This window comes from Devosia pacifica (genome assembly GCF_014652635.1).
Taxonomy (GTDB): domain Bacteria; phylum Pseudomonadota; class Alphaproteobacteria; order Rhizobiales; family Devosiaceae; genus Devosia; species Devosia pacifica.
The window spans coordinates 622,935-649,764 of sequence record NZ_BMZE01000003.1 but is presented as its reverse complement, the minus strand read 5'-3'; the positions used below and the strand labels follow the sequence as shown (position 1 = coordinate 649,764).

At 61.2% G+C, this 26,830-nt stretch carries 21 protein-coding genes; 9 read left to right on the top strand and 12 right to left on the bottom strand.

Annotated elements, in window-relative coordinates; genetic code table 11:
- Window positions 1-3 precede the first annotated feature (3 nt).
- Genes IE127_RS15925 through IE127_RS15895 form a run of 7 tightly spaced genes read right to left on the bottom strand, consistent with a single transcriptional unit; the run spans window position 4 to window position 7,447 of the window.
- On the bottom strand, window positions 4-1,260 hold the full coding sequence (locus IE127_RS15925) for an ABC transporter substrate-binding protein (RefSeq protein WP_189426684.1): 1,257 nt from the start codon (window positions 1,258-1,260) through the stop codon (window positions 4-6).
- Between the two features lie 7 nt (window positions 1,261-1,267).
- Complete coding sequence (locus IE127_RS15920; RefSeq protein WP_189426683.1) at window positions 1,268-2,353, bottom strand: amidohydrolase family protein; 1,086 nt, start codon at window positions 2,351-2,353, stop codon at window positions 1,268-1,270.
- Window positions 2,350-3,405, bottom strand: a complete 1,056-nt coding sequence (locus IE127_RS15915) for an ABC transporter ATP-binding protein (RefSeq protein WP_189426682.1) — start codon at window positions 3,403-3,405, stop codon at window positions 2,350-2,352. Before IE127_RS15915 ends, IE127_RS15920 begins: the two co-directional genes overlap by 4 nt.
- 13 nt (window positions 3,406-3,418) lie before the next feature.
- On the bottom strand, window positions 3,419-4,738 hold the full coding sequence (locus tag IE127_RS15910) for an alpha-glucosidase/alpha-galactosidase (RefSeq protein WP_189426681.1): 1,320 nt from the start codon (window positions 4,736-4,738) through the stop codon (window positions 3,419-3,421).
- A gap of 5 nt (window positions 4,739-4,743) precedes the next feature.
- Window positions 4,744-5,745 carry an SIS domain-containing protein gene (locus IE127_RS15905; RefSeq protein ID WP_244640240.1) on the bottom strand — a complete coding sequence of 334 codons (1,002 nt, stop codon included), beginning with the start codon at window positions 5,743-5,745 and terminating at the stop codon, window positions 4,744-4,746.
- Window positions 5,742-6,677, bottom strand: a complete 936-nt coding sequence (locus IE127_RS15900) for an N-acetylglucosamine kinase (protein ID WP_189426680.1) — start codon at window positions 6,675-6,677, stop codon at window positions 5,742-5,744. The genes IE127_RS15905 and IE127_RS15900 overlap by 4 nt, the downstream gene beginning before the upstream one ends.
- On the bottom strand, window positions 6,674-7,447 hold the full coding sequence (locus IE127_RS15895) for a DeoR/GlpR family DNA-binding transcription regulator (RefSeq protein WP_189426679.1): 774 nt from the start codon (window positions 7,445-7,447) through the stop codon (window positions 6,674-6,676). Before IE127_RS15895 ends, IE127_RS15900 begins: the two co-directional genes overlap by 4 nt.
- 100 nt (window positions 7,448-7,547) lie before the next feature.
- Here IE127_RS15895 and IE127_RS15890 point away from each other — a divergent pair, with 100 nt between their 5' ends.
- On the top strand, window positions 7,548-8,810 hold the full coding sequence (locus tag IE127_RS15890; protein ID WP_189426678.1) for a D-tagatose-bisphosphate aldolase, class II, non-catalytic subunit: 1,263 nt from the start codon (window positions 7,548-7,550) through the stop codon (window positions 8,808-8,810).
- Between the two features lie 240 nt (window positions 8,811-9,050).
- Window positions 9,051-10,121 carry a LacI family DNA-binding transcriptional regulator gene (locus tag IE127_RS15885; protein ID WP_189426677.1) on the top strand — a complete coding sequence of 357 codons (1,071 nt, stop codon included), beginning with the start codon at window positions 9,051-9,053 and terminating at the stop codon, window positions 10,119-10,121.
- Here the strand turns inward: IE127_RS15885 and IE127_RS15880 are convergent.
- On the bottom strand, window positions 10,063-11,088 hold the full coding sequence (locus IE127_RS15880; RefSeq protein WP_189426676.1) for a LacI family DNA-binding transcriptional regulator: 1,026 nt from the start codon (window positions 11,086-11,088) through the stop codon (window positions 10,063-10,065). The genes IE127_RS15885 and IE127_RS15880 overlap by 59 nt on opposite strands.
- Before the next feature lie 151 nt (window positions 11,089-11,239).
- Between IE127_RS15880 and IE127_RS15875 the strand changes: the two genes are divergently transcribed.
- From IE127_RS15875 to IE127_RS15855, 5 genes are all read left to right on the top strand, one after another.
- On the top strand, window positions 11,240-14,008 hold the full coding sequence (locus tag IE127_RS15875) for a glycoside hydrolase family 2 protein (protein WP_189426675.1): 2,769 nt from the start codon (window positions 11,240-11,242) through the stop codon (window positions 14,006-14,008).
- Between the two features lie 93 nt (window positions 14,009-14,101).
- A complete protein-coding gene (locus IE127_RS15870; protein WP_189426674.1) occupies window positions 14,102-15,184 on the top strand; it encodes an ABC transporter ATP-binding protein in 1,083 nt (360 codons plus the stop codon).
- An 86-nt stretch (window positions 15,185-15,270) separates the two neighbouring features.
- Window positions 15,271-16,548, top strand: coding sequence for an extracellular solute-binding protein (locus IE127_RS15865; protein WP_189426673.1), 1,278 nt, complete (start codon window positions 15,271-15,273; stop codon window positions 16,546-16,548).
- Between the two features lie 57 nt (window positions 16,549-16,605).
- A complete protein-coding gene (locus IE127_RS15860; RefSeq protein WP_189426672.1) occupies window positions 16,606-17,487 on the top strand; it encodes a carbohydrate ABC transporter permease in 882 nt (293 codons plus the stop codon).
- Window positions 17,488-17,564: 77 nt separating this feature from the next.
- Window positions 17,565-18,368: a carbohydrate ABC transporter permease gene (locus IE127_RS15855; RefSeq protein WP_244640276.1), complete on the top strand. Its 804-nt coding sequence runs from the start codon at window positions 17,565-17,567 to the stop codon at window positions 18,366-18,368.
- 256 nt (window positions 18,369-18,624) lie between these two features.
- On the opposite strand, the gene IE127_RS15850 is transcribed toward IE127_RS15855, so the two are convergent.
- The 4 genes from IE127_RS15850 to IE127_RS15835 all read right to left on the bottom strand — a co-directional run bounded on the left by IE127_RS15850 (window position 18,625) and on the right by IE127_RS15835 (window position 22,653).
- On the bottom strand, window positions 18,625-20,025 hold the full coding sequence (locus IE127_RS15850; protein WP_189426670.1) for a beta-L-arabinofuranosidase domain-containing protein: 1,401 nt from the start codon (window positions 20,023-20,025) through the stop codon (window positions 18,625-18,627).
- Complete coding sequence (locus IE127_RS15845) at window positions 19,986-20,525, bottom strand: glycoside hydrolase family 127 protein (RefSeq protein ID WP_189426669.1); 540 nt, start codon at window positions 20,523-20,525, stop codon at window positions 19,986-19,988. The genes IE127_RS15850 and IE127_RS15845 overlap by 40 nt, the downstream gene beginning before the upstream one ends.
- A gap of 263 nt (window positions 20,526-20,788) precedes the next feature.
- Complete coding sequence (locus IE127_RS15840; protein ID WP_189426668.1) at window positions 20,789-21,652, bottom strand: alpha/beta fold hydrolase; 864 nt, start codon at window positions 21,650-21,652, stop codon at window positions 20,789-20,791.
- Between the two features lie 128 nt (window positions 21,653-21,780).
- The gene (locus tag IE127_RS15835) at window positions 21,781-22,653 is read right to left on the bottom strand and encodes a LysR family transcriptional regulator (RefSeq protein WP_189426667.1); all 873 of its coding nucleotides are present in this window, start codon (window positions 22,651-22,653) and stop codon (window positions 21,781-21,783) included.
- A gap of 105 nt (window positions 22,654-22,758) precedes the next feature.
- Between IE127_RS15835 and IE127_RS15830 the strand changes: the two genes are divergently transcribed.
- The gene (locus IE127_RS15830) at window positions 22,759-24,339 is read left to right on the top strand and encodes a proton-conducting transporter transmembrane domain-containing protein (RefSeq protein ID WP_189426666.1); all 1,581 of its coding nucleotides are present in this window, start codon (window positions 22,759-22,761) and stop codon (window positions 24,337-24,339) included.
- Window positions 24,336-26,747 carry a YbcC family protein gene (locus tag IE127_RS15825; protein WP_210310519.1) on the top strand — a complete coding sequence of 804 codons (2,412 nt, stop codon included), beginning with the start codon at window positions 24,336-24,338 and terminating at the stop codon, window positions 26,745-26,747. Before IE127_RS15830 ends, IE127_RS15825 begins: the two co-directional genes overlap by 4 nt.
- The last annotated feature ends 83 nt before the right edge of the window (window positions 26,748-26,830 follow it).

Below are 26,830 nucleotides of genomic sequence, written 5' to 3'. Positions count from 1 at the left end.
TGCCTACCTGTTGGCTGCCAGGGCGTCATTGCCGTAGTCGACCGCCTCGGCCAAGGCATCTTCGAGCGGTACGCCTTCGCTCCATGCGAGGCTGAGCGCATCACCGACGGCGCCGGACCACTCCTCGTAGCCTTTGAAGGATGGTTTGACGTTGGCGTACTCAAGCGCGTCGACGAAGACCTGATGGTCAATGTCGGCTTCCTGGCCGAGATAGGCGTCGCTGCTGGTGACGCTTTCCCGGATCGGGATCGCGAGACCGATCTTTGCCAGTTCGGTCTGTCCGGCTTCAGACGTCGCGTACTTGACGAATTCCCACGCTGCGTCAGGGTTCGGCGTACTGGCGGAAACCACGAAGCCTGCAGAGTTCACCATGGTTTTGCGGCCAGCAGGGCCTTCCGGCATCGGCACTACACCGAGATTGAGCCCGGCCTGGGAATATTCAGGCACCGACCAGTGGCCCGAAAACCCCATCGCGGCAACGCCAGACAAAAGTCCGTCCCAGCCATACTGGCTCAGCTGTTCGGATGTCGGCATGGATTTGTCATCGAGCCAGACCGATCGAATGAACTCGAAGCCTTCCATGGCCTCCGGGCTGTCGATCAGCGTTTCACCGGCTTCCGGATCAACGATCTCGCCGCCATGGGACCAGACAACGGGGCCCCAGAGCGGCTCCATGTCATAGACTTCGGCCCAGGCGCCCCACTGGTCGGTCGTGCCGTCGCCATCCTTGTCGATGGTCAACTCAGCGGCAGCATCGCGGAAATCCTGCCAGGTCCACTCGGAAGTTGGGTACTCGACCCCCGCAGCGTCGAACATGTCCTTGTTGTAGAACAGGACGATCGTCTGGAAGTCACGAGGAAGACCGAACATGCCCTCGTCGGTCTTGTAGGCTTCGAGCGTCGTTGGGTAGATGCCGTCGAGCATTTCCGGATCGGCATCGAGATAGGGTTGCAGGTTGAGCAGCACCCCGCGCGATTGCCAATCCGGATAAAGCGGTGCGTCCATTGCGAACACGTCGGGCGGTGTACCGCCAGCGACCTGAACGCGCAGCTTTTCCCAATAGCCGTCCCAGTCCGCAACTTCGACATTAACGGCGATATCGGGATGCTCGGCTTCGAAGGCGCTGGCGATTTCCTGCCAGACCTCGCCTTCCTGGGGGCTGCCCCAGAGCGAGAAGGTGATTTCGGTCTGGGCAAAGGCGGATCCGGCGGCCCCTACCGCCATCAGGAGCGCCAGCCCTGTGGTTGTTACAAGCTTCATAGTTCCCTCACTTGTGGTTGGAGTTAGTTTGCGGGTGGCGGCGATCCGTCTCTGCAGCTTCAAGGCCAAATAGCCGTGCCGCATTGTCATGGTAGATCGCCTTGAGAACGTCCTGCGGGAGGTGCAGGCCGTAGATCATCCAGCGCCCTTGCGGGGGCACCGATTCTGTTGAGTAGTTGAAGTACTCGTCACGCGTTTCGAGAAAGCGGGCATAGAGCGCCCATGCCTCGGCATCCGGGCCGGCATCGGTGCCGAACAGGACGCGCTGATGGTTACGCAGCAGGAATTCGCGCGCGCTATAGGGCACCCGGCCGAGCTCGGCGATGCGCGCCGAAAAATCGATCATCAGGTTTGGGCATTCGTCGAGCAGCGAGGAAACCCAGGCAAGGTTTTCGGCATAGCAGGCAACGTGCGCCCCAATGAACGTCGTGCCGCGATGCCTGCGGACGAGGTTGGCAAACCCTTCGAGGATTGACCCGAAAGTTGGAAAAGGCGGGGAGGGGAAAGCCCAGTCCGGATGCGTCTGCAACTCCTCGTATCGCTCGTTCGTGCCATCGATTGGAGAGAAGAACGCGACCGGGTCTGCAACATGAACAAGCGTTGGCAGGCCGAGCTCTCCGGCAGTGGCCCAGATCGGGTCCAGCCGTTCGTCATCCACCGCAACCAACGCGCCATGCTGATCGCGCACCGTGAGGCCGAATGGCTTCCAGATCTTGAGCCCCTCGGCGCCGCGTGCTGCCTGATCCCTCAGCCGTGCCGCAGCCTTTTGCGGGAATGCGTTGCCTTCGTCAGCCCAGAGCGCCCAATTGACGCCGCCGAAAACCCTGTAGCTCTCGGGCTCCAACTGCTTGTAGCGGCGCAGCCGGTCATCCAGAATATCTTCACCCCAGCCGCCATCGAGATCGACGTAGTGTACGCATCCATGCGCACGCAGGTGATCGAACAGCTCTTGGGGTGGGCGTTGGTCCCAGTCGCCGCCAAACGGCCCAAGATGATTGTGCGCATCGACAAACGGCATCGAGGGGCCGGCGAGGTGCGTTTCGGGACGCACCAGCGACGGCTTCGGCTGAAAGTCGTTGAGCGCGATACTCATGCCAGACGCACCGTGGTTTCAGCATCGAACAGATGAGCGAAGCCGGGGCGGGGGCGCAGGTGAACCGTGCTGCCCCGCTCGATAGAATGGCGCTCCTGGAAAACCGCCATGATCCGGCACCCGGAACAATCGGCAATCACGAGATCGGAAGAACCCGTGCGTTCGATGCCTGTCACCGTGCCGGAGATTACGCCACTGCCGGCCTCAGGCGTCCAGTCCAGATGCTCGGGCCTGATGCCCCAGATGACCGAGCCTGCAGCGCGGCTTTCGGCAGGAACGGTGAGCTTGTCATTGAGCCTGACCTCGCCCTCTACAATCTCCCCGGGCAGCAGGTTCATGGCTGGCGAGCCGATGAAGCCGGCAACGAATGCGTTGCCGGGCCGATCGTAAAGATCGAGCGGCGTGCCGGCCTGTTCCAGCTTCCCGTTGCGCAGCACAATGATGCGGTCCGACATGGTCATCGCCTCGATCTGATCGTGCGTGACGAAGATCGAGGTCGAGCCCAGCCGGTCGTGCAGATCGCGGATATCGGCGCGCATTTGCACGCGGAGTGCCGCATCGAGGTTGCTGAGAGGCTCGTCGAACAAGAATACCGATGGTTGGCGCACAATGGCGCGTCCCATGGCCACACGCTGGCGCTGACCTCCGGAAAGCTGTCCGGGAAGGCGATCAAGCAAATCGCTCAGCCCCAGCATGGCCGAGGTTTCCTGGACCCGCCGGGCGATTTCGTCCTTGGCGCCGCCGCGCAGATAGAGCGAGAAGCCCATATTCCGCGCGACAGTCATGTGTGGGTAGAGTGCATAGTTCTGAAACACCATGGCGATGTCCCGATCCTTGGGCGATACATCGTTCACGACCTTCTCGCCGATGCTGATCTTGCCGCCGGTGACGTCCTCAAGCCCCGCAATCATCCGCAACAGAGTGGATTTACCGCAGCCCGACGGGCCGACGAGGGCGACGAACTCGCCGTCAGCGACATCGAAGTCGATGCCGTGCAGCACATCGGTCTTGTGATAGGTCTTTTTCAGTTGCGCGACGGAGACCTGGGCCATGGTGCCTCACTCCTCAGTGGTAGCTAGGCAAGAAGTTGCCGTGAGCCTCGATCAGCTCGTCGCAGAGCTGGCGAATTTCATCGGGGGCCAGTTCGGCGGCAGTGTGCGGATCGAGCATGGCAGCGTGGTAGATGTGGTCACGCCGACCGGTGAGCGCCGCAGCGACGGTCAGTTCCTGCACATTGGTCTGCCAGCGCATGACGGCGGCCAGCTGCAGCGGGACTGCGCCGACGCGGATGGGCTGAATGCCGTTGCGGTCGACGTGGCACGGTACCTCCACAGCCGCATCGTTCGGCAGGTTGGAGATCAGCCCGTTATTGCGCAGATTGCCGTAGATCAGGTGATTGGTGCCGGTGACCATGCCGTGAATGATCGCGGCGGCGTACTCGTTGGATTTCTCCACTTCGAGCGGGCGGCTCTCGTCTTCCAGCTCGTCCTTGAGCACTTCCCACTCTGCAATCTGCTCTTCGCAGCGCCGGATATATTCGTCGAGCGGCACCTGGAAACGATCAACGAGGTCCGTGCGGCCGCGCTTGATAAACCAGGGTGTGTACTCGCTGAAGTGCTCCGAGCTTTCGGTGACGAAGTAGCCGAGCTGGCGCAAAACTTCGAAGCGCACCTTGTCGCCATCCGGAGCCTTGCCTGCCTCGGCGATGGCCTTGAGACGCGGATAGAGGTCTTCGCGCGTACCGTCAGCGAGCCGTTTTTCGAACTTCGAAAAGAACGCCACGTGGTTGATGCCTGCCGAAGTGTAGTCGATCGCCGAAATATCCTCGTTGAGAACTTCGGCGAGGTGGCCGGCTGTCTCCTGAACGGAATGGCACAGGCCCACATAGGCGAGGTTCGGGTACTTTTCCTGCACCGCCCACGAGATCATCGCCATCGGGTTGATGTAGTTCATCATCAACGCGTTGGGGCACAGCTCTTCCATGTCGCGTGCCACGTCGAGCACCACCGGAATGGTGCGCAAGGCGCGGAAGATGCCGCCAATGCCAAGCGTGTCGGCAATGGTCTGGCGCAGGCCGAATTTCTTCGGGATCTCGAAGTCGATGACGGTCGCCGGCTTGTAGCCACCGATCTGCATCATCAGGATGACGAAATCGGCGCCTTCCAGCGCCTCGCGGCGATTGGTCGTGGCGGTGATGCGCAACTTGTCGAGACCGAGCGTCGAGCCAATGCGTCTCGACATCACTTCGGAGGTCGAGAGCCGCTCTTCATCGATGTCGAACAGCGCAATCTCGCTGTCCGCAAGCTCGGGGTTGGAGAGAACATCGCCAAGGATGTTCTGGGCAAAAACTGTCGAGCCGGCGCCGACGAGGGTGATCTTTGTCATGCTATTCAAGCCTGCTGGTTCAGCACCACGACCTTGGTCAGGTGGCGCGGTGTTTCAGTATCGATGTTGCGGGCAACGGCGACTTTTTCGCCAAGAAGCTGGAGGGCCGGAAGAACGCGGAGGGCGCCGGCCGGCGTGTTTGTTGCGGTGCCGATGGACAGATCGCCCGGACCACCGAAGCCAATGACGCGGGCGCCCTTGGCCTGCAGTTCGCCTGCGAGTACGGCTTCGTCGTCTGCAGTGGCGCCGTTGTAGAGCAGCACCGCGAGTGACCCTTCGTCGATCAGCGACACGGGGCCATGGCGATATTCCATCGGGTGGAAGGGCTGCGCGGGATTGATGCTCATTTCCATGAGCTTGAGCGCGCCCTCGCTGGCGATGCCATAAAGGTGTCCGGCGCCGAGAAACACAAAGTGGTTGCGGCCTTCGATGATATCGGCTCCGGCGTCGAGGGCTTGAAGCGCCTCTTCAGCTGCCGCGATATCGGCCTCTCCGATCGTTGCTCCCGCAAGCCGCAAGCCGGCCAACAGCATCAGGCTGGCAGAGACACTCATGACGATGCCTTCGCGCGGATCGGTCGGCACGAATACGCTGTCGTCAGCGGCCAGGATGATCTCGGATTGGTCTTCGCAGGAGATGGCGAAGGTCTTCAAACCCCGTTCGCGCGAAACGCGGATCGCTTCGACTGTCTCGGTGGTGGTGCCTGAACGCGAGAGGCCGATAACGACTGCGTCCTGTTCTTCGGGAAGGTAGACGTCGTGATATCGCGTCCACTCGGCGCCAGGCACGGCGATGGCTCGATGTCCGAGCATATTGGACGCAGCGGCAAGGGTCTTGGCGAGATAAAAGGATGTTCCGCAACCCACGAAAACCCGTGTCGAGCCTTCGATAGATGGGACCGGCATATCGAGTGCCTGGCGCAAGTAGGGGAACTGGTCCCGGATAACCTTCTCGGTGACCGACGTCATATTGGCTTCCTTTAGGTGCTTGTGCAGGGAGAGCGTCATGCGTGTCCCCGTTTGTGAAGATTGTCCCGCAGTGCAGAAATCCAGGTGGCATCCACCGTCCAGCCGGCACGCCGAGCGGCATCGAACACGGCGCCGCCCACTGGTGGCAGTTCGCAGGCGGTAGGGGTGGCGCCGAACTTGCGACCGATTTCAGTACGCACGATCGGGTCGGCGAAAACGCTGCCAGCGCATGCGAGAGCCGCGCCGGCGGGTAAGCCCGCGATGGTCGCTGCAGCCCGTGCAACGTCGGCAAGCTTGCCGCCAGCCGACGACAAGATCTCTCTTGCCTCTGACTCGCCGGCTGCGGCGTGTTCAGAGACGTGCCGTGCAACGGTGGCAATCCCGGCGCGCGGATTGTCGTGGCTGTAGATCCATTCGAGCAGCTCAGCGGGCGTGATGCCCAGTGAGGCGAAAAGGCTTTCGCCGAACGATGAGCTGGGGCGCCGGCCATCGGCCTCGTGCGACAGCAGCGACAGGGCATGCTGACCGATCCAGTAGGCTGAGCCTTCATCGCCAATCAGATCGCCGAAGCCGCCGGCCCGTGATGTGCCCGAGGGGCCGAGCGCCCACGCCATCGAGCCGGTGCCCGCAAGGCAAAGCACGCCTTCGCCGCCGGAGAACGCTCCGATATGGGCAGCTTCCACGTCATTGCAGGCGCGGGCTGAAGGACCGAAGACGTCTTCGGTCACGCGATCCTCGAGCGTCGTGATTCGCGCGACTTCGCCATAATAGGGCAGGCCGGCCGTCGTTGCCTCAGGACGCTCCTGTGGCGTGAACTGGCTGAACAGCTCGCGGAGCCTGGCCGCCGGATCATCGTGCCGGGTGGGGTCGAAGCCGGGGCCAACGTAAAGCTCCAGCACCGCGCCGGTCTTGTCCGCAAGCGCGGCAAGGGTCTTTGATCCACCTGCGTCGATACCGAGAACCGTCTTCATGCCACGGGCTCCACGGTTTGCAGTGCGACCCCAAGTTGCTTGAGACGGCGTCCCCACTCAGCGTCGAGTCCTGCATCGGTAATGATCTCGATGCCGGGCCCAACCACGTGCACCCGATGGGTCAGATAGCTTCCGAATTTCGAGGAGTCGGTCAGGATAATGCCGCGCGCTGCGTGCGCGAGGGTCAGGGCGTTTAGGCGCGCCTCCTGCGGGTCGACCGTATAGATCGCGGCATCGTCGCCCATTGCGCCCATGCCGAGAAAGGCCTGGTCGAACCGAAGCTTTTCGAGCGTTTCCTCGGCCAGGGCGCCGACGACCGACGCGTTCTCGGCGCGCATTGCACCACCAAGGAGCGTGACCTTAACCTCGGCCACGCCAAGAAGCACCTGCGCCAGCGGCAGGCAGTTGGTGAAGACGTTGAGCGGTAAGGGCCGCAGGCGCAACAGCCGCGCCAGTTGCAGAACAGTGGTACCCGCATCGAAGAACACCGATGAGTTGGGGCGCAGCAAATTGTACGCGGCTTCACTGATCGCGCGCTTTTCCGGCAAGCGCAGGGATTCGCGCGTTTCGAAAGCGAGTTCCCCGCCGCCCTGTTCGGCAATGCGTGCGCCGCCATGTGTGCGCACAATCGCCCCGTCACCTTCAAGCAGCGTCAGGTCACGCCGCACAGTCGGCTCAGAGGCCTGAACCGCCGCTGCAATATCAGCGATGGACATCTGGCCCTTGGCAAAAAGCAACTGTCGGATGGCTGTGGGGCGGTCAGGCTTCATAGGTCTCTCTGATCGTGTTCGCTTAACAAGATGATCAATTTAGCGCCTTGTCAATCGTATTTTTGATCATTACTGATCATTTATCGAGAGGAAAATCACCATGCGCGATCCGTTCTTTGACACCCTCATCAGCGCTCATGACGCTGGCCAGCCACGTGGAATTGCCTCGGTCTGCTCGGCACATCCGCTGGTTCTAGAGGCCGCTTTGCTGCGCGCCGCACGGGTCGGCGGGCCGGTACTCATCGAGGCGACCTGCAACCAGGTGAACCAGGACGGTGGCTACACCGGCATGCGCCCTGCGGATTTCCACGCCCAGGTCCTGACCTTGGTTGACCGGGTCGGCCTTGCGCACGAGCAACTGATTTTTGGCGGCGACCACCTCGGGCCAAACCCGTGGAAGCAGCTTCCAGCTGACGCTGCGATGGAAAAGGCCGGGAGCATGGTTGCGGCCTATGTGGACGCAGGCTTCACAAAGATTCACCTCGATACCAGCATGAGCTGCGCCGATGATCCGACGCCGCTACCGACACAGACGATCGCCAAACGCGCCGCTTCCCTCGCGGCGGTGGCGGAGCGCCATAGCGGCGGGCGAACGCTTGCCTATGTGATCGGTACCGAAGTGCCGGTTCCGGGCGGGGCAACCGAACACGTGGACGAGCTTGTACCGACCACTCCCGCTGATGCCGAACAGACGGTCGAAGAACACCGCGAAGCGTTCGATGCCGCAGGCATTGCCGAAGCTTTCGGCAAGGTTGTGGGACTTGTGGTGCAGCCCGGCGTTGAATTCGGCCACGACAATGTTGTCCTGTACGAGCCAGGGCCGGCGAGGGGGCTCATTGCCGCCCGTCCGCAACTCGGCATCCTGTTCGAAGCGCATTCAACGGACTACCAAAGCGAAGATGCACTTCAAGCCCTGGTACGCGACGGATTCGGCATTCTCAAGGTCGGCCCGTGGCTCACCTTTGCTCTGCGCGAAGCCCTTTATTCGCTCGATCATATCTCCGAGGAGCTGACCGGCACATCCGGACTTCAAGCCGGCATGGAAGCGCTGATGCTGCGCGAGCCTGGCCATTGGGAACGTTATTATCCAGGCGACGACCTCACCCAGCGGCTGCTGCGGCACTACAGCTATTCGGACCGTATCCGGTACTATTGGACCACCCCGGAGGCGAAGCAGCTGGTCACCGATCTGATGGACCGGCTGGCAGATCGCGACATCCCGGAAACGCTGATATCGCAATACCTCCCGGAACTTTGGCCGGAGGTCGTTGCAGGCCATGTCGCTCCCCAGCCCAGAGCGCTACTGCTCGCCGCAGTCGACCGAGTGCTCGGCATCTACGCGGCTGCCATAGCGCCTGCCTGAATGCTCGTGGTGCTTGGGTGAGTGAAGGGCATAAGTGCTCGAATCCGGTCATGATCAGCTGCGGGATGCGGCGGGCACACAGCTGCATTGCCGGGATGCAAAGGCGAGACAACGCTAATATTAGCTGCTAAAGACTATTAGCAAACTTAACGCCGCAGTATCATGGTAAAATCCGCGACATCAGATGGCCGGCGCAAAAGCCGGCAAAGAAAGAATGATACGGGTGGACGCAGGGTCACGATGACAGATGTGGCGCGCGAAGCCGGATGCTCGCAGGCCACCGTCTCGTTCGTCCTTAATAATGCACCCGGGATCCGCCTCTCCGAAGATACGCGTCGGCGGGTGCTCGACACCGCGCGTAGGCTTGGATACAGGGCCGCGCAGCCACAGGCGGTGGCGGAACCTCGGCGCTACCAAGCTGGTCGCAAGATAGGCTTCATCGTTGATCAGCTCGCGACCAGCCCCGAAGCCGTTCAGGCGATAGAGGGCTTGAGCCAGGCAGCAGAAGCCTCGGGAGACCTCGTGTTTGTCGCGCAAAGCCGCAACAATGCCGAGCTCGAGGCCGAGCTGATTGAGACCTTTGTCGCGCAAGGGGCCTCGGCGCTGGTGTACATGACGATCTTCACCCGCGAAGTTGAACTGCCGCAATCTTTACTGGATCTCCAAATCCCGGTTTTGCTACTCAACTGCTATGCCGACAGCCAGCAGCATCCTGCCGTGGTGCCGAGCGAAATCGCCGGGGGACAGCGCGCAACGCACCACCTGATCTCCAACGGTCATCAGCGCATCGCAACGATTACCGGGGAAATCTGGATGGAGGCGGCGCAGGATCGCCTCAAGGGATATCGCCGGGCACTGGCGACGGCGGACATCCCCTTCGATGCGGATCTAGTGCTTTATGGAGACTGGTCCGCGAGTGCCGGCTTTGAGGCGACACGGCAGATCCTCGCCCTGGACGAGGTGCCGACCGCGATTTTCTGCCAGAACGACCGGATGGCCATCGGCTGCTATGAGGCATTGAAGGAAGCAGGGCTCGACATTCCCGTCGATATGTCGGTCGTCGGCTATGACGACGAGGAAATCGCCCGGCACCTCCATCCGCAGCTGACAACGTCGGTATTGCCGCACCGGGCGATGGGGCAGTGGATCGCCGAACAGCTCGCAGAAGACCGTTTGGATGCGCGACATCCGCTGACCAAGCTGGAGTGCCCGTTGGTTGTGCGCGCGTCAGTCGCGCAGCCGCGGCAAGACCTTACGATCTCGCCGCCGGGGCAATCGACTGGCGCTCCACAAACTCGCACTCAATCTTGAGTTTTTGCACGCGCTCGTCCGCATCGATGCCTTCTGAGCCATCAAGCAGCTGTTCGACCGCCCATCGCGCCATCTCGTCGTGTGGCAGCACCATCGTTGACAGGGGTGGGGCCATATTGGCCGCAATGTCCTCGTCATCGAAGCCGACGATGGACAGATCTTCGGGTATGGACAGGCCCAAACTGCGTGCTGCCTCGTAGCACCCAATCGCCATGCGGTCGTTGAAGCAGAATATCGCGGTCGGCGGATCGGCTTGTGAGAGCAGAGCCAGCGCGCGTTCCCGGCCTGCCCGAATTGTCCAGCCGCCGAGCGTTACCATCGTTTCATCGACTGGCACCTGCCACTTGCTCATGGCGCGGCGAAAGCCCTTTTCGCGCTCGATGGCGGCCTCGACAATGTGCTCTCCGGCAAGATGCGCGATGCGGCGATGGCCGGCCTTGAGCAACGCTTCGGTCGCCGTAAACCCACCGACAATGTCGCCAGGCACCACCGCGGGGTGATGCACGCGCTTCTCGTAGCAATTGAGCAAGACAAGCGGCAGCGAAGAAAACGCCTCGGGCACGACGACTTCGCGGGTAATTAGCGTGCAGTAGATCGCCCCTATCGCGTTTTGGCTGGCAAGCATCTCCATTCCGGCGCGCTCCAGCACCGGATTGTTGCCGGTACAGAACGTCGCCACGGTCACATCCTGCTGCGCCGCCTCGTCGCGCGCGCCTTCGATCAGGGGGGCGGCGAAGGGCGTTGTCGATACCTCATCGATGAACAGTCCCATCACGCGCTTGCGGTCGACGGGGACGACATGCGCGCGTCCGCGCCGATATCCGAGTTCGGCAACGGCGTCCTCGACCCTGCGGCGGGTCGCCCGCGAAATCCGGGCATTTGGTACCCCGTTCAGAACCAGCGAGACGGTAGCCTGCGAGACGCCGGCGCGCTCGGCCACATCGTGCATGGTCGCCCGCTTTTCCAACTGCCGTCCTTACCCTCAAAGCCACGCCGATTGCGCCGTTCGATCGCAAAACGGTGCGCCGCCTTTTTGCAGCCTTCAGTGCCTATTGCCAACAGCACCGTTTCAAACATATGCTGATAATAATATAACTAATAAAAGCGAGGGGGAGGTTATGGGTCTGGAGTGTGCCGTGGTTGCCGATGCCGAAGTGGCGCCACGCAAGAGCCTGTCGCTGGATGGTGTCTGGGAGTTCAGGCATGAAGACGGTCCGTGGCGGCAAGCCCACGTTCCGAGACCCTGGCAAGCCGAGTTTCCCGATCTCGTCGATACTTTCGGGCATGCTGTTTATCGGCGCAGCTTTTCGGTACCCAACGGCTGGGATGCCGACCTCGTGCTGCACTTTGGTGCTGTCAGCTACTATTGCGAGGTCCTGCTGAACGGCAATGTGATCGGCACCCGCGAAGGCGCGTTCCTGCCCTTCGAAATGCCGATCGATAAATCCAAGCTGCGCCCGAGTAACGAGCTGGAAGTTCGGGTGACCATGCCCTCGGCAAGTCACCGCGACTTCCCGGCATTCCCCTTCTCAGAGATCCCGCACGGCAAGATTTCCTGGTATGGCCGCATCGGTGGGCTGTGGCAGTCAGTAAGCCTTGAAGCGCGCGATCCAAAGCGGCTGCAGCGGGTGACGATAACCGCGGATATGCATGGCGCCCTGACGGCAGACATGCAGTTCACTACTGCGGCAGAAGGCCTGCGGGCTCTCGTGGAAGTCAGCGACAACAATGGCACTGTCGTCGCACAAGCCGACGTCACGGCGGCCGAGGCGGTCACCGCAAAGCTGGATGTGCCTGATGCGCGCTTATGGGATATTGGGCAGCCTAATCTCTACACCCTGACTGTCAGCCTGCCTGACACAGGCGATGTTGTTGAGCAGACATTCGGTTTTCGAAGCATCAGTACCGCCAACGGGCAGATCCTGCTCAACGGCAAGCCGATCTATATGCGCGGCGCTCTCGATCAGGACTACTACCCTGACGACATCTATACCCCGCCTTCGATCGAGTTCCTAGAGGATCAGGCCCGCAAGGCGATCGAACTGGGTCTCAACACCCTGCGCTGCCATATCAAGGTGCCCGATCCTCGCTATTATGACGTGGCGGACCGGTTCGGGCTGCTGGTTTGGACAGAGGTTCCGAACGTAGCCAACTTCACCACCGAGTCCGCGCGCCGCATGCGTGACACCATGGCTGGTATTCTCGAGCGGGACCGTAATCATCCCTCGATCATCGCCTGGACGCTGATCAACGAGGATTGGGGCACGCGGCTTGTCGAAAACGCCGAGCATCGTCAGTGGCTCAAGGATAGCTACGATTGGCTCAAGGCTGAAGACCCCACGCGGCTGGTGGTGGACAACTCGGCCTGCTTCCCGAATTTCCATCTCAAGACCGATCTCAACGACTACCACTACTATCGCTCCGTCCCGGAACGCCGGCAGGAGTGGGACGACATAACCGCCCAGTTTGCAGAAGGTGCCGACTGGACATTTTCGCCGCTAGGCGATGCCGAGCGAACGGGCGACGAACCGCTCATCGTTTCCGAGTTCGGCGTCTGGGGTTTGCCCGATCCCAAGAAGCTGCGCCGCGACGATGGCTCGGAGCCAGCCTGGTTTGAAACCGGAGCACTTTGGGGCGACGGCGTTGCCTTGCCGCACGGCATCGAAGAGCGCTTCGCCTCGCTCGATCTGGCGCGCAGCTTCGGCTCGTTCGATGCCTTCATCGAGAGCGTTCAGTGGTACCAGTTCATGAACCTGCGCTACCAGATCGAGGAGATGCGCCGCTATCCCTCGATCATGGGCTACGTCATCACCGAATTGACGGACGTCCACTGGGAAGCCAATGGCCTCATGGATATCGAGCGCAACCCGCGCGTCTTCCACGATGTCTTTGCCACCGTAAACACCGATATCGTCATTGTGCCGCGCCCACAGCGCTATGCAGCCTGGGCCGGTGATACCCTCGAGATCGAACTCAGCATCGCCACTGGCGGCGGCTCGGTTCCCTCGGGAGCGACATTGTCGTGGAGCGGCGCAGTATCAGGCAGCGTCGATGTGCCCGCAACCGGACCGGTGTCCGTGTGTGATCTCGGTACGCAGTCGCTTGCCCTGCCGAGCCGCGATGACAATGCCATGGCGCGGCTCGAGTTCGTTCTTGAAGCCGGTGGCGAAGTGCTATCGCGCAATAGCTGCGATATCGCGCTGTTTGCCCCGCGCAAATCCTCTGATCTCGCAACCATTGCGGTCTCCGATCCCAAACTCGCCCACTACGTCCGCGCCCTCGGCTACGCCGTGGTGCCAGCCGGCGAGGCCGATATCGTTCTTGTGCATGCCGTTAATGGCGAGGACGTCGAGGCGATCAAGGCCGGCGCTCGCTACCTGATCCTTGCGGATGGAAGCGTCGAAACCAACAGCAATCTGCGCACCGACATGCCGGAAGGCGAGCTGCCGCACCGCTCGATCGTCGCGGATGGAAAGACCTTCCATCCCAGCCTCGATCAGCACCTGCCGGGCATCAGTCTCGTCGAGCGCGATGGCACGATCTGGCGCGGCGATTGGATTGCCGGGTTCTCCTGGCTGCGCCGTGAAGGTCATTTCGCCGACATTCCGGGCGGCCCGATTTTCGATCTGAGCTTTTCCGAAGTGGTGCCGCACCACCTGCTGACCGGTTTCCGGCCGTGGGAGTTCGGCAGCAACGTGCACGCTGGCATGGTCTGCGGCTGGGTCCACAAGCCTGCAGCGATCATCGGAGAAAAACGTGTCGGACGCGGCGGCGTCCTGGCCACCACCTTCCGGCTGACACGCTCGGCACCAGGCGCCGATCCGCTGGCGGCAGTTCTATTCGATGCACTGATTTCGACTGCGGCGGAGTTGCCGGTGGAGCACTAGGCGCGCCTGCGCCAACACAACTGAGGCCGGCAACCAACCGGCTTCATTGATCGGAAGACAGGGAACCTGCGCCGGTCGAAGGAGGAGAACGAAATGGCTGACATCGTCCTCAAGGACGTTTCCAAGTCCTATGGACAGGTCGAGGTGCTCGACCGCGTCAACATGCATATCAAGTCCGGCGAGTTCATCGTCTTTCTCGGCCCGTCGGGCTGTGGCAAGTCGACCTTGCTGCGGATGATCGCGGGGCTGGAAGCGGTAAACGACGGCGAGATCCATATCGGTGAGCGCCGTGTGGATCAGCTTCCGCCGAACCAGCGCGGCGTCGCCATGGTCTTCCAGAACTATGCGCTGTACCCGCACATGACGGTGCGCCAGAACATGAGCTTCGGGCTTGAGAATATCGGCACAGACAAGGCTGAAGTCTCAAGGCGTGTCGAAGCGGCAGCCGGAACGCTCGAGATCGAACAATTGCTCGACCGGCGCCCCGCCCAGCTTTCGGGTGGCCAACGCCAGCGTGTTGCCATCGGCCGCGCGATCGTTCGCGAACCGCAGGCGTTTCTTCTCGATGAACCGCTGTCCAATCTGGATGCCGGGTTGCGCGTGCGCACCCGCGTCGAGCTTGCGCAGCTTCACCAGCGCATTGCGACAACGATGATTTTCGTCACACACGACCAGACCGAGGCGATGACCCTCGCCAGTCGTATCGTCGTGATGAACAATCGCAAGATTGAGCAGATCGGCACGCCGATGGAGGTCTATTCGCGCCCGGCAAGCCGGTTCGTGGCGGCGTTTGTCGGCTCGCCTTCGATGAATTTCCTGCCGGTCCAGGCGCTTGAGGACGCAGCTGGGCGCGTCATCGTCAAGGCTGGCGGGGTGTCGATTCCGACGACGCTGGCGATGTCGGCCGCGCCCAAATCTTCTGGCGACCTTACCCTCGGCGTACGTCCCGAGGCCCTGCGCGTTGCAGAGGATGGCGAGGTAAACGGCCGCGTTTCACTGGTCGAGCGGCTGGGAGACCGCACGCTGGTTCACGTCACCCTGCCGGACGGCACCGAGGTCGTGGGAGAGGATATCGGCAAGAGTACGCTTGAAGCCGGCCGCGACGTCTCGCTCAAGGTCGAGGGTTCCGAGATTCACCTCTTCGACGCTGATGGCGTCGCCTATCACGCCGACTGAGGACACCGCTTTCGTCCGGGTGGCCATACGCTCAATGCACCACCCGGTCGTCAACAACCCGCATTGGGCATTTAGGGAGGAACGACATGAGGATGTCACTGAAACGCCTGGGGCTGATCTCTGTGGCCGCGCTGGCCATGACGAGCGCCGCACAGGCACAACAAACCGTGGTCTGGTGGGATTTTCTCGCTGGCGGCGACGGTGTGCGCATGAAAGCGCTGATCGATGCCTTCAACGAAGAACACCAGGGCGACATTCAGATCGACGGAACGACGCTTGAGTGGGGCACGCCGTTCTATACCAAGCTGCAGACGTCGTCGGCGATCGGCGAAGGCCCGGATATCGCGACCTACCACCTCAGCCGCATTCCGCTGGCTGTCGATAGTGGCACGCTGAGCGAGATCACCGACGAAGATATGGAAGCTGCCGGGCTTTCGGATTCCGACTTCACCAACGCGGCTGTCGAGGCTGCCAAGGTGGACGGCACACGCTACGCCGTACCGTTCGATCAGCACGGGCTGATCCTTTACTACAACAAAGAGATGCTCGACGAAGCCGGCATGCTCGATGAGAACGGTCTGCCGACCGGGCTCGACGGCATGGACAATTTCGAGGCAGCGCTCGACGAGTTCACCACCGAGGACGGCCAGTACGGCCTGTCGATGCCTACGGGTGACCGCTATCGTGCCGTCTATTCATTCTTCGGCCAGCAGGGCGGCACCATGTTTGATGCCGAAGCCGGCGGGTTCTTCCCGACGGACGAAGATGTCGAAAAGCTCGCCACCGCCACCGAGACGATGAAGCGCTGGGTCGACAATGGCTGGACGCCGTCCCAGATCGAGTCTCCCGCATCGCTGGCGCTGTTTACGTCCGGACAGGCCGCGTTCTTCATCATGGGCAACTGGGAAGTGCCGACCTTCACCGATCTCGCCGCCAAGGGTGAGATGTTCGATTGGGGCGCCGTGGAACTGCCTGTCCTGTTCGATCAGAAGGCCGCATGGTCCGACTCGCATGCCTTCGTCATTCCCGCCAATGCCGGCCAGGGCATGGATGCTGAAAAGCGTGAAGCGGTAATGGAAGTCATCGGCTGGATGGACCGGCATTCACTCGATTGGGCAGGTGCCGGCCATATCCCTGCCCTTAAGGCCGTCCGCGAAGGCGATGAGTTCAACGCCCTTAAGCCGCAGTCGGATTACGCAGGCTTTGCCGATACCGCCGTGTTCGATCCGCGCACGGTTCTGGCTGGTCCTGCCGCGCCACTTGGCGATGCATGGGGCAACTTCATCAATCCAGCGACCACCGGCGAGCTGGACCCGGCCGACGCCGCCGCAGAGATGCGCGACGACCTCAACAGCCAGCTTTAAGGCTGAAGACCGGCTGGCGCCTTTGGGCGCCAGCCGAACCGAAGTGGGAGGACTCGCATGATCCGCGACAAGCGCTCGGAATACCTCGCCGCCCTGGTGCTGGTGGGCCCGTTCATCGTCATCTACGGCCTATTGTTCGTCTGGCCGACCATTCAGATGATTGCGCTGAGTTTCACCGATGCGCCGCTGATCGGACCGGGGGAGTGGGTCGGGTTCGAGAACTATATCGACATTCTCAACCACCGCCTGTTCCGCAACGCGGCATGGAACACCGTTTACTTCGTTGTTCTGACTGTCGTTCCCAATACGCTGATCTCGCTTGCCATCGCCATGGCCGTGAACCGTCTTAAGGGCTGGCAGCAGGGCTTCGTAATGGCCTGCTTCTTCCTGCCCTACATTCTCCCGGTCTCCGTCGTCTATCTGATCTGGAACTGGATCATCGATGTGCAGTACGGGCTCATTCAATACGTGGTGCGTCCCTTCAATGGCGGCGAACCGATGTCGCTCACTCGCACCATTCCGTTCTTCATGCCGACTGTCGCGGCCGTCACCATCTGGTGGACGCTCGGGTTCAACGTGCTGTTGTTCATTGCCGGGCTGCGCAACATTTCACCCGAAATCTATGAAGCGGCGTCTCTCGACAGTGCAGGGCGCTGGCGCCAGTTCCGGCGGATCACCTGGCCATTGGTCTGGCCAGTGACGGCGCTGGTTCTCACCATTCAGCTCATCGCCCAGCTCAAGATCTTCGATCAGATCTATCTGTTCTCGATTGGCGGACGGCAGGACCCCACCATCGTCATGGTCCAGTATATCTACAAGCTAGCCTTTCAGCAGAACAAGGGCGGTGAGGGCGCCGCCGCTGCCACCATCCTGTTCGCCATCATCATCATTCTGTCGGTCCTGCAGTTTCAGGCGCTACGCGCCAGGGGGCAAAAATGAGCGCCGAAACCCTTTCAGGCGCAGCGCGCGCCCATGCCGAGCGTCTGCGTGGCGACCGCCTGGTCGATTGGGGGGGCATGATCCTCACCATCATCACCTTCGGCTTCGCGCTGATGGCGGTGTTCCCGCTCTATTGGGCAGTGGTAACCTCGTTCAAGTCGGAAACAGCTGTCATCGCCAGCGGCATTTCGCTATGGCCGGAGAGCTTCAACACCGAGGCATATGAGCACATCTGGAACAACACCAATATCGGCCAGTGGTATATTAACTCGCTGGTGACCTCGGTGGTGATCACCGCGGGCGTTATTATCAGTTCGGCGGGCTGCGCCTATGCTCTCAGCCAGCTCGACTTCCCCGGTCGCCGGTTGATCTATGTGCTGATCCTGGCCTGCTTCATGGTTCCGATGCAGGCGCTGATTATCAACCACTTCGTGTTGATGGCGCAGTTCCGGCTGCTCAACACCTGGGCCGGCATCATCCTGCCGCAGTTGATCGTGCCGGTGACGATCATCGTCTACAAGCAATTCTTCGACAACGTGCCGCGTGAGTTCCGCGAGGCTGCGCAGATGGATTCCGCCGGCCATTTCAGGACCTTGTTCCGCATTTACATGCCCATGAATTGGGGTGTCACGGCGGCGTTGTCGATCATCACCTTTATCGGCGCCTGGAACAGCTTTTTGTGGCCATTCCTTGCCGCGACGGGCGAGGCGACGATGACCGTTCCCGTCGGTATTACCCAGGTCAAGGACGCCTACGGTATCGTCTACGCCAAGCTGATGGCCTCGGCGGTCATGGCGGGCCTGCCCGTAGCGTTGCTGTTCCTTATCTTCCAGCGCCGCGTCACCCAGGCAGTCATGCTCTCGGCCGGCGTCAAGGGATGATGCCCTCCTCCCGTGCGGCCAGCCTCGATCTCTTCAGTCGAGGCTGGCCGTCGGGATGGCGATCAGTCACGGGTACAACTGCTGGCAGATCACGACATCCCGGCAACGCTGATCTCGCAATACCTCCCGAAACTTTGGCCGCAGGTCGTTGCGGGCCACGTCGCACCCAAGCCCAGAGCGCTGCTGCTGCGGGACCGGGTCCTCGGCATCTACGCAACTGCGATAGAACCGCACTGAACGCGGACTCAACTGCAGCCTACTCAGCTTCAAGCACGGGAAACGCGGTAAGGCGCAGCGTCTGGGTTCCGCATGGCACGAGAAGCAAGTCCTCAAGGTCGCTTCGTTCGTCTTTGAATTTTGATGGCGCGGGGGTTTCCATCCGCACATGGCCTTCTGCCATGCGCCATCCCTCCAGCCGCTGCCCTTTCGCCCTGATTACAAGCGGTGTCGTTTCGGGCCTCCATGGGTTCGCCGGCATCTCGCGGCGCTCGAGCGAGAGATCTGCGACAGACTTGCCCGTGACGATCGCGTAATTCCATGGCGAGCCAGCGTCCAGGCCGAACTCCTCGAAGCCGGGCGGCTGCGGCGTGACGATCCGCCTGTTCTGTTCGATCCTTAAGGAGAACGCCAGGGGGCCGCGCCAGACGGTGACAGATCCCGAAGCATTCTTTTTGAGTGCTGGCTCACATTCGAAATTCGCGACGACTTCGTCGCCATGCGACCACAACCGTTCGATGCGCAAGAACCCCGGGCCATCAACGGCGACGGGCACGCCATTCACGGACACCCGCGGGCGGGAACACCATGCGGGTACGCGAACAAGGAACGGAAACTCGGCCGGCTGGTCGGATTCGAAGCGATATCGAATGTCGTCCTCGAACGGATATTCGGTCAGTGCGGTGATCGTGAACGATGCTTCGCCGGCGCTGAAGCTAACCGTGCTGGGACCGTGCGCAACGGCCGCCAGGCCACCGTCGGCCGTCAGCATCCAGCAATACTGGACATATTTCGGCCAGCCCATGTGCAGGTTGTAGCAGCAGCAGTGAAAACCGGCATGCGGGCTGACCAGCAGATCATCGCCATGGTCGTCGGCAAACTGCAGATCCCCAACACGGTTTTGACCGGCGCTGATGGCGTTGGGTAGCGTATAATATTGATGCTGATGCAGGTCCGCAGTCATGCTCGCACTGAGGAGGCTGAAGGCTATGCGCTCCTGCTCGTCACCGAGCGCGGCATCTGCCGAAACCTTGAGAATCGAAGCGTTGCTGAGCAATTGTTCAACGATTGAACACAGTTCAACCCCTTGGGTATCCGACTGGTCGGCCAGGGTTTCGGTTCCGCTCCACATGCCCAGGGCGAGCCCATGCTTCTCGCGCAAAAGCTGAATTGCGTTGAGGGCCCCAACGCGGTCTGCCTCCTGCCCTGTGCGCTGGAAACGCACCGGATGATATTTCATCGCCTGCGAAACATTGACCGCGTGCGTCGGCCTGAAATCGGTTTCGTCCGGATCAAGGCTCGAAAAGAACCGTGGCCAGTCGTTGGCCTGACTGACAAGCGTGTCCTCGAGATCGAGCAGGAACTGTTCGTCCGTCAGATTGTAGAGCCAATGCAGAATCTCTATCTGGTCCGCCACCCTGGCGCGTGCCCATTCGAACAAGGGTGCGCCTCGATATTGGCCGCAAGATAGCGCGCGTACCGCATCAGGGCAGGAATGATGCGCGGATCGCCCGAGGCTTCGAAATAATCGCGCATCGTCCAGCAAATGACCATGCGCGGCCACCAGTCGGGATTTGAGTCCGGCCCGATCTGACCGTCCTCGCGTTGCGCAACGAGGATCGCATCGATCCACTGCCGGGCCCGTGCCTTGAGTTCAGGATCATCGAGGACGAAGGCGAGGCTGACGAGACCGCGCAGGTAGTAAGGACCTTTCTCCCAGTTTTCGCCGTCTCCGCCTCGCCATCCATTGTCAGGGCCGATCTCCGGCAGCACAGCCTCGGCATGGCCGGTCAGCCCTTCCGCCTGCCGACGCAACTGCCCCTCGAGCCAGCCTGTCGCGCGAACTCTCCCCATGCCGATCGGAATGAGGGGAGTTGGAGTTAGCGGGGACCGATTGACGTGGCCATTCTCAACGCCATCGGCGTCAAAAGACGAGTTCATGGATGTACCAACAGCGTTTCGGGTTATTGAACCAGGCGAGCGATGGCGTGATTTTCAGATCACCCTTTGAAGGCATTTGACCGCGCCAGCAGCCAGCCCGCAAGCGTGAACGTTGCTTCAGGAGAAACAGCCTACGACGCGTGGCGCGTGAAGATGCCACGAACGGCAAATCGCCGCACATATCTGAGATGGCCAACTCGGACGCCTTGGTCGACACGGCTCCTCCCGTGACCCCCGGGGAAGTGCGCACCAGGGAGAGCGCACTACGGGTAGGTGTCCAGCCTCTGAAGCTGAAGGTTCGGCCGCTCCAAGTGATCTTTCAGCGCAGTCCGAAACGCATCCGGCATGTCGAGATTGAGGCAGTGCCCGCCAAGCGGAAAATCGATGCATTGAACGTTTTCGTGGCTATCGAAGCGCCCGATGTCATGGCGCAACCGAAGATTGACCGCATGATCCTTGCCACCGCGAAGGATCAGGATCGGCTGCTCAAAGGCGAGGGCGTTTGCGACAAAATCATAGGATCGCACATTGGCAACGATGGCGGCGCCGGCAGCGACGTTGAACCGGCTCATAGCGTTTTCGATCGCCTTGCGGCCCTCAGCGCTCTTTGTTGTCAGGCGCGCGGTGATCCAGGCCGTTATCGCCTGTCCAGGCAGAAATGCGGCACGAAACAAATGGCCGGCTGGTTTGGCGAGGCTCATGGAAAAACACGTGCCGAAGAGCGCTAAGCTGGAAAGCCGCTGGCGATGCTGCGTGCCGAGGAGATGCAGTGCCAGAATGCCGCCGAGAGAATTGCCTACCCAGTGCACTTTTTGCGCATGAGCATGATCCAGAATATCGATGAGGTCCTGCGCCATGGTGCCAATTTCGAATTGCGGCAGCGTCACCGCATCAGGGACCTCCGAGGCACCATGGCCTCGCAGGTCCGGCACAAGCACGCGATACCCGCGTGCGGCGAGATATTCGGCGTCACCCGAAAACTGTAGACCGCAGGAGGCGAGGCCATGCACCAGAAAAACACTCGCCTGAGCAGACCCTTCGCTGGCGCAATATTCCGTGTAGGCGAGCGCAAATCCCGCTGAGGCTGGCAGCTGATGATGCCTCACGTTCACTTGCGGCTTGATCACAGACTTCCCCTGCAAAGACTCTCAGTGGCTGGAACCCGGTAGAACATCACGCCAGCCCTTCAGGCGGCAGCTTAGACCGCAACTGGTCAAATGAACCACCTCCAAACGGCCAATTGTCTGATCGAGGTCTACTCCAACAGCGTTCGCAGGAGCGGGTTCGGAAAGCGGCGCTTCAGCGTCACTGCGTAAAATGTTTCCGTGATGGCGGGCAGATCTGATGCATTGATGAGGACGCCCGCCGCCAACTCGTCCTTGACGACAATCGGAGGTAATACCGCAAGCCCCAGATCTTCGCGCGCCAGCAAACGCATCAGCGCCATGTCGTCGACTTCCGCCGCGATCTGCGGTCGTATGCCAAGCCGGCCCACATAGGCATCGAAGCCGATCCGGATTCCGCTATACGGCACAGGCAGGATGACCGGGTGCTCGGTAAGCAACACGGCGGCGTCGCTGTTGTTTGAATTGCCGAGGCGGGCAGGGGTACCGAAGAGGCTCACCTGCTGTTCAGCCAGGCGGTGAGCCACATAGGCAATCATCGAATCTGATTGTGGTGCCTGGTTCATCAGCACAACGTCGAGGCTGAGATCCTGAAGCGACGTCAATAGCTCTGCTGCACCGCCGGAGCGCAGAACGATCTCCACATCGCCGCGTCGCAAGAGAGGCCCAAGGAACTCGATCTGGAAATTGCGCGACAAAGTGGCCAGGGCGCCCACGCGAAGCACATTTCGCGTTCGGCTGGCGTCGCGCAGCGTGCCAAGCATTTCATCGCCGGTCGCAAAAATCTGGTCGGCGTGGTCGAGCGCGATCCGCCCGGCCTCGGTCAGATGCAACTGGCGGCCGCGCCGTTCGAAGAGCGCGTGTCCCAGGCGTTCCTCGAGTTTCTTGATCTGAACCGACAGAGCCGATTGCGTGATGTTCAGCCGCGAAGCGGTGCGGGTGAGGTTTCCCTCGTGCGCGACGGCCCAGAAATAGCGCAGATGGTTGTAGTTCAGCTCACTCATTTCGTTCGATTATAGAGAACGTTAGCGATCAAACAATGAATTTTATTGCTGGCAAAGGTGATCGTAGAACCTGGCTTGACGTCAATATCAAAGAAAGCCGCTATCGTGAGTATCTATGTCCTACCCTTGTTAGCGCCGGCGCTGTTCGCTCTCGCCGCTCTCTATTGCGGCCTAATCGGCTCTCGCCAGCAGCATTTGGTCGGAGCGGTGGCAGAAGCGGCCGGTCTTGCCGCTTTCGCCGCGTCATGCGTCGCCGCAGCCCTGCTGGCATCCGCAGGACCGGGAACCAGTTCTGTTCTCGGCCTTGCCGGCTTCGGGTTCTCCTCGAGGCTTGACGTCCTGAGTGCGGTAATGCTTGGCCTCGTCTCGTTTGTCGGTTGGATCGTCTTGCGCTTCGCCGGCACTTATCTCTCCGGCGAGCCGGGGCGTCCGGTGTTCTTGGGCTGGATGTGCGCAACGCTCGCATCAGTCGTGCTCTTGGTCCAGGCCGGCAATCTTGTGCACCTGGTCGTGGCATGGGTCGGCACCAGCCTCGCCCTTCATCAGCTCCTGCTGTTCTATCGGGACCGGCCCGGCGCACGGCGCGCGGCGCGCAAAAAGTTTCTGACGGCGCGGCTCGGCGATGCTGCGCTGGTCGGTGCGGTTGTTGCGCTGGCGGTCGGCTACGGCACTGCCGATATTGCCGCCATCAATGACGCCGCACGGTCAGGCATTGCGCCAGGTGGTGCGAGTATCGCCGCTGCTCTGATGGCAATTGCGGCCATTCTCAAATCGGCACAGTTCCCGACCCATGGCTGGCTGACAGAGGTGATGGAAACACCGACGCCGGTCTCGGCGCTGCTCCATGCAGGCGTGATCAATGCCGGGGGCTTCCTGCTCATACGCTTTGCAGATCTGATGCTGCTCGCGCCAGGCATTCTTGCGGGTTTGGTCATGATCGGCGGATTTTCGGCGCTTTTTGCCAGCCTCGCCATGCTCAGCCAATCGTCGGTCAAGACCTCCCTTGCCTGGTCAACGATTGCACAGATGGGCTTCATGATCATGCAATGCGGCCTGGCCCTCTTCCCTCTGGCCCTACTGCACATCGTGGCACATTCACTCTACAAGGCGCACGCGTTTCTCGCCTCCGGAAGTACCGTCAATCTGGTGGCGGCGATCCGCCGGCCCGGCCCGATCGCTGTGCCAAGCGTTGGCGCTGTTGCGCGCGCTTTCGTGCTTGCGCTGATCATCTACGGCGTGATCGCACTGGTCTTCGGGTTCGCAAGCACCAGCGTTCAATCGGCCGCGTTAGGGACGATCCTCATTTTCGGTGTTGCCTATCTCCTCGCGCAAGGGCTGGCTGATGCGGCGCCGCGAGCCCTTACCCTGCGCACAAGCCTTTATGCGCTTGCCGTGTCAGTGAGCTATTTCATGCTTCACAAAGGTGCGGAATGGCTCACCGGCACGATGCTTCCCGATACGCCTTCGCCTGGCGCTCTGGAGTGGGTTCTTCTGGTGCTCACCGTGCTCAGCTTTGGCCTTGTCTCGTTTGCACAAGCACTGTTCCCGCACTGGTCCGCGCACCCGGCAGCAACCGGGCTGCGTGTTCATCTCCAGAACGGGCTCTACGCGAACGCTCTTTTCGATCGGCTGGTCGGCAACTGGTCGCTCGGCTCCACCCCGCACGCATCGACGAAAGCCCAATGACCATGACGAAGACACACACCATTTCCCGGCACGTCCTGCAGCAGGCGGTTGATGAAGCCGTGCAGCGGATCGCGCCTCTTTGGCCTCTCTCCTCGTTCGTTGCGGTCAATCCGTTTCTCGGTCACACCAGGCAAAGCCTGAGCGAGACCAACGCGGTCTTGTCCCGGATCAGCGGCTCCAGCGTCTTCATGGATCGCCAGTTTTATCTCGATCACCTCAAGAGGGGAGAGATCACACCGAAGGATCTTGCTGCGGCTTTGCAAGACTGCCGGGATCGGCGAAAGCCAGATACGCCTGATGCGCTTCTCGCCGAAGCTGCCAAGCCTGCACAGCATCCGGACGCGCTGCCCACTATCGCCGAATTGGCCGCAGAGGTCAGCGCTTCGGATTGGCCCGGTCTGATGGCTGAGCGGTTCGGAGTTTGGGCCGGTGGCTATTTCGATGAAGGCCAGGCGCTCTGGGCCGCTCCAAAAAACAAAAGCGCATTTGCAGCGTATTGCGCCTATGCATCTCATGATCTGACGCCGGAGCTTTTGGGCCTCAAGGGCTTCGGGTCCTTCATCGCCGGTGCTCCATCCACCGCTGCCGAATCCATTGCTGCCTCGTGCGCGCGCCTCGGGCTAAGTGAAGAGGCGTTACCGAGTTATTTTCACCAGCTTCTATTCTCGCTGGCGGGCTGGGGTCAGTATGCCCGCTTCAAGCTTTGGCGGGCAGAGCTTGGCGGCACCGAGGACAGCACGATTGTGGATCTCCTGGCTATCAGGCTGCTGTGGGAAGAAGCGCCATACCGGCAATTCGAGGACGAAATCACCACACGGTGGGCGGCCACCTGCGCAGCGCATGAGGCACCTGTCTCAATTAGTCGGTCCGCTCTTATCGATTCCATTCTGCATGATGCTTTCGAGATTGCGCGTCAGCACAAGCTTGCGGCTGTGCTCGCCGCTCCTGCGCCAACCGACTCAAACGATCGGCCTGCGCTACACGCCGCCTTTTGCATCGACGTGCGCTCCGAGGTGTTCCGGCGGTCGCTCGAATCGGTCGCCCCCAACATCAGTACGCTCGGCTTTGCTGGCTTTTTCGGCATGGCGACAAACCATCGCCGCTACGCATCGGATGTCGATGAGCACCGGCTTCCGGTCCTGCTGAATCCAGCCTACTCGTCCAAGACCAGCGGAGCCCCCACTGATCTCGCTGCTCGATATAGCGCGAGGGCAAAAAGGGCTTGGGGCCGGTTCAAGCTCGCTGCAGTCTCGTCGTTCGCCTTCGTCGAGTCGATGGGGCCGGTCTACGCCGGCAAGCTGGTGCGCGATGCGCTCGGGTTTACACATTCTGCTCAAAGCCAGGATCCGATGCCGGTGTTCGACCCACCGCTTGCACCAGAAGCCAAGATCAGCGCTGCGGAAAATGTCCTGCGTGCCATGTCCCTCATGTCCGGTTTTGCGCCGGTGGTTCTTCTTGCCGGGCACGGCGCCACCGTCGTCAACAACCCGTATGAAAGCGGCCTGCATTGCGGCGCCTGCGGTGGCTATGCGGGCGACGTGAACGTGCGCTTGCTGGCAAGTCTGCTGAACGAGCCGGCGGTCCGCAAAGGGCTTGGCGAGCGTGGCATCACGATCGATACCGACACGGTGTTTGTGGCTGCTCTACACAATACCACGACCGACGCCATCACACTGTTTGAAGATGATATCCCAGGCGATATCGCAAAGCCCGATCTATCAAGAATCAAGAGCTGGCTCGGCACCGCAGGCGCTCTCGCGAGGGCCGAAAGGGCCTTGCGTTTGCCGGGTGCAAAGCGGGCAGATGACGTGGCCCCGCGCTCTCGGAACTGGGCGGAAGTGCGCCCTGAGTGGGCTTTGGCCGGCTGCAGGGCATTCATCGCGGCGCCAAGAAGCCGCACTGCAGGCCGCTCACTCGATGGTACCGCGTTCCTCCACGACTACGATTTCAGGCAGGACGAAGAGAACGACTATCGCGTCCTCGAACTCATCATGACCGCTCCGGTGGTCGTCGCGAGCTGGATTAGCCTGCAATATTATGGGTCCACAGTGATGCCGACAGTGTTCGGTGCCGGCAACAAGCTCTTGCACAATGTGACCGGCGGCATTGGGGTGCTGGAAGGCAATGGTGGCCTGCTCAGATCGGGATTGCCTTGGCAATCCGTTCATGACGGGGCCAAGACCACGCATGAGCCCGTTCGCCTGTCGGTCTGCATTGAGGCGCCATGTTCTGCAATGAGCGCAATTCTCGAGCGGCACGAGGCAGTGCGTGCGCTGTTCGACAATCGCTGGTTGCACTTGTTTGCTCTCGATGAGACTGGCGCGCTAACCCGGCGATATGCCGGCAATCTCACCTGGGCATCCGTTGAGTTCGGCGACCGCACAGACGCCGTGGAGAAGGCAGCATGAGGACAAGTTAGCGTTGAGTGCCAGGTGGCGGCAGCCCGAAAAAAACCTCGTTTGAACTGCGGTTAGCGGCAGGCACCGCCGCT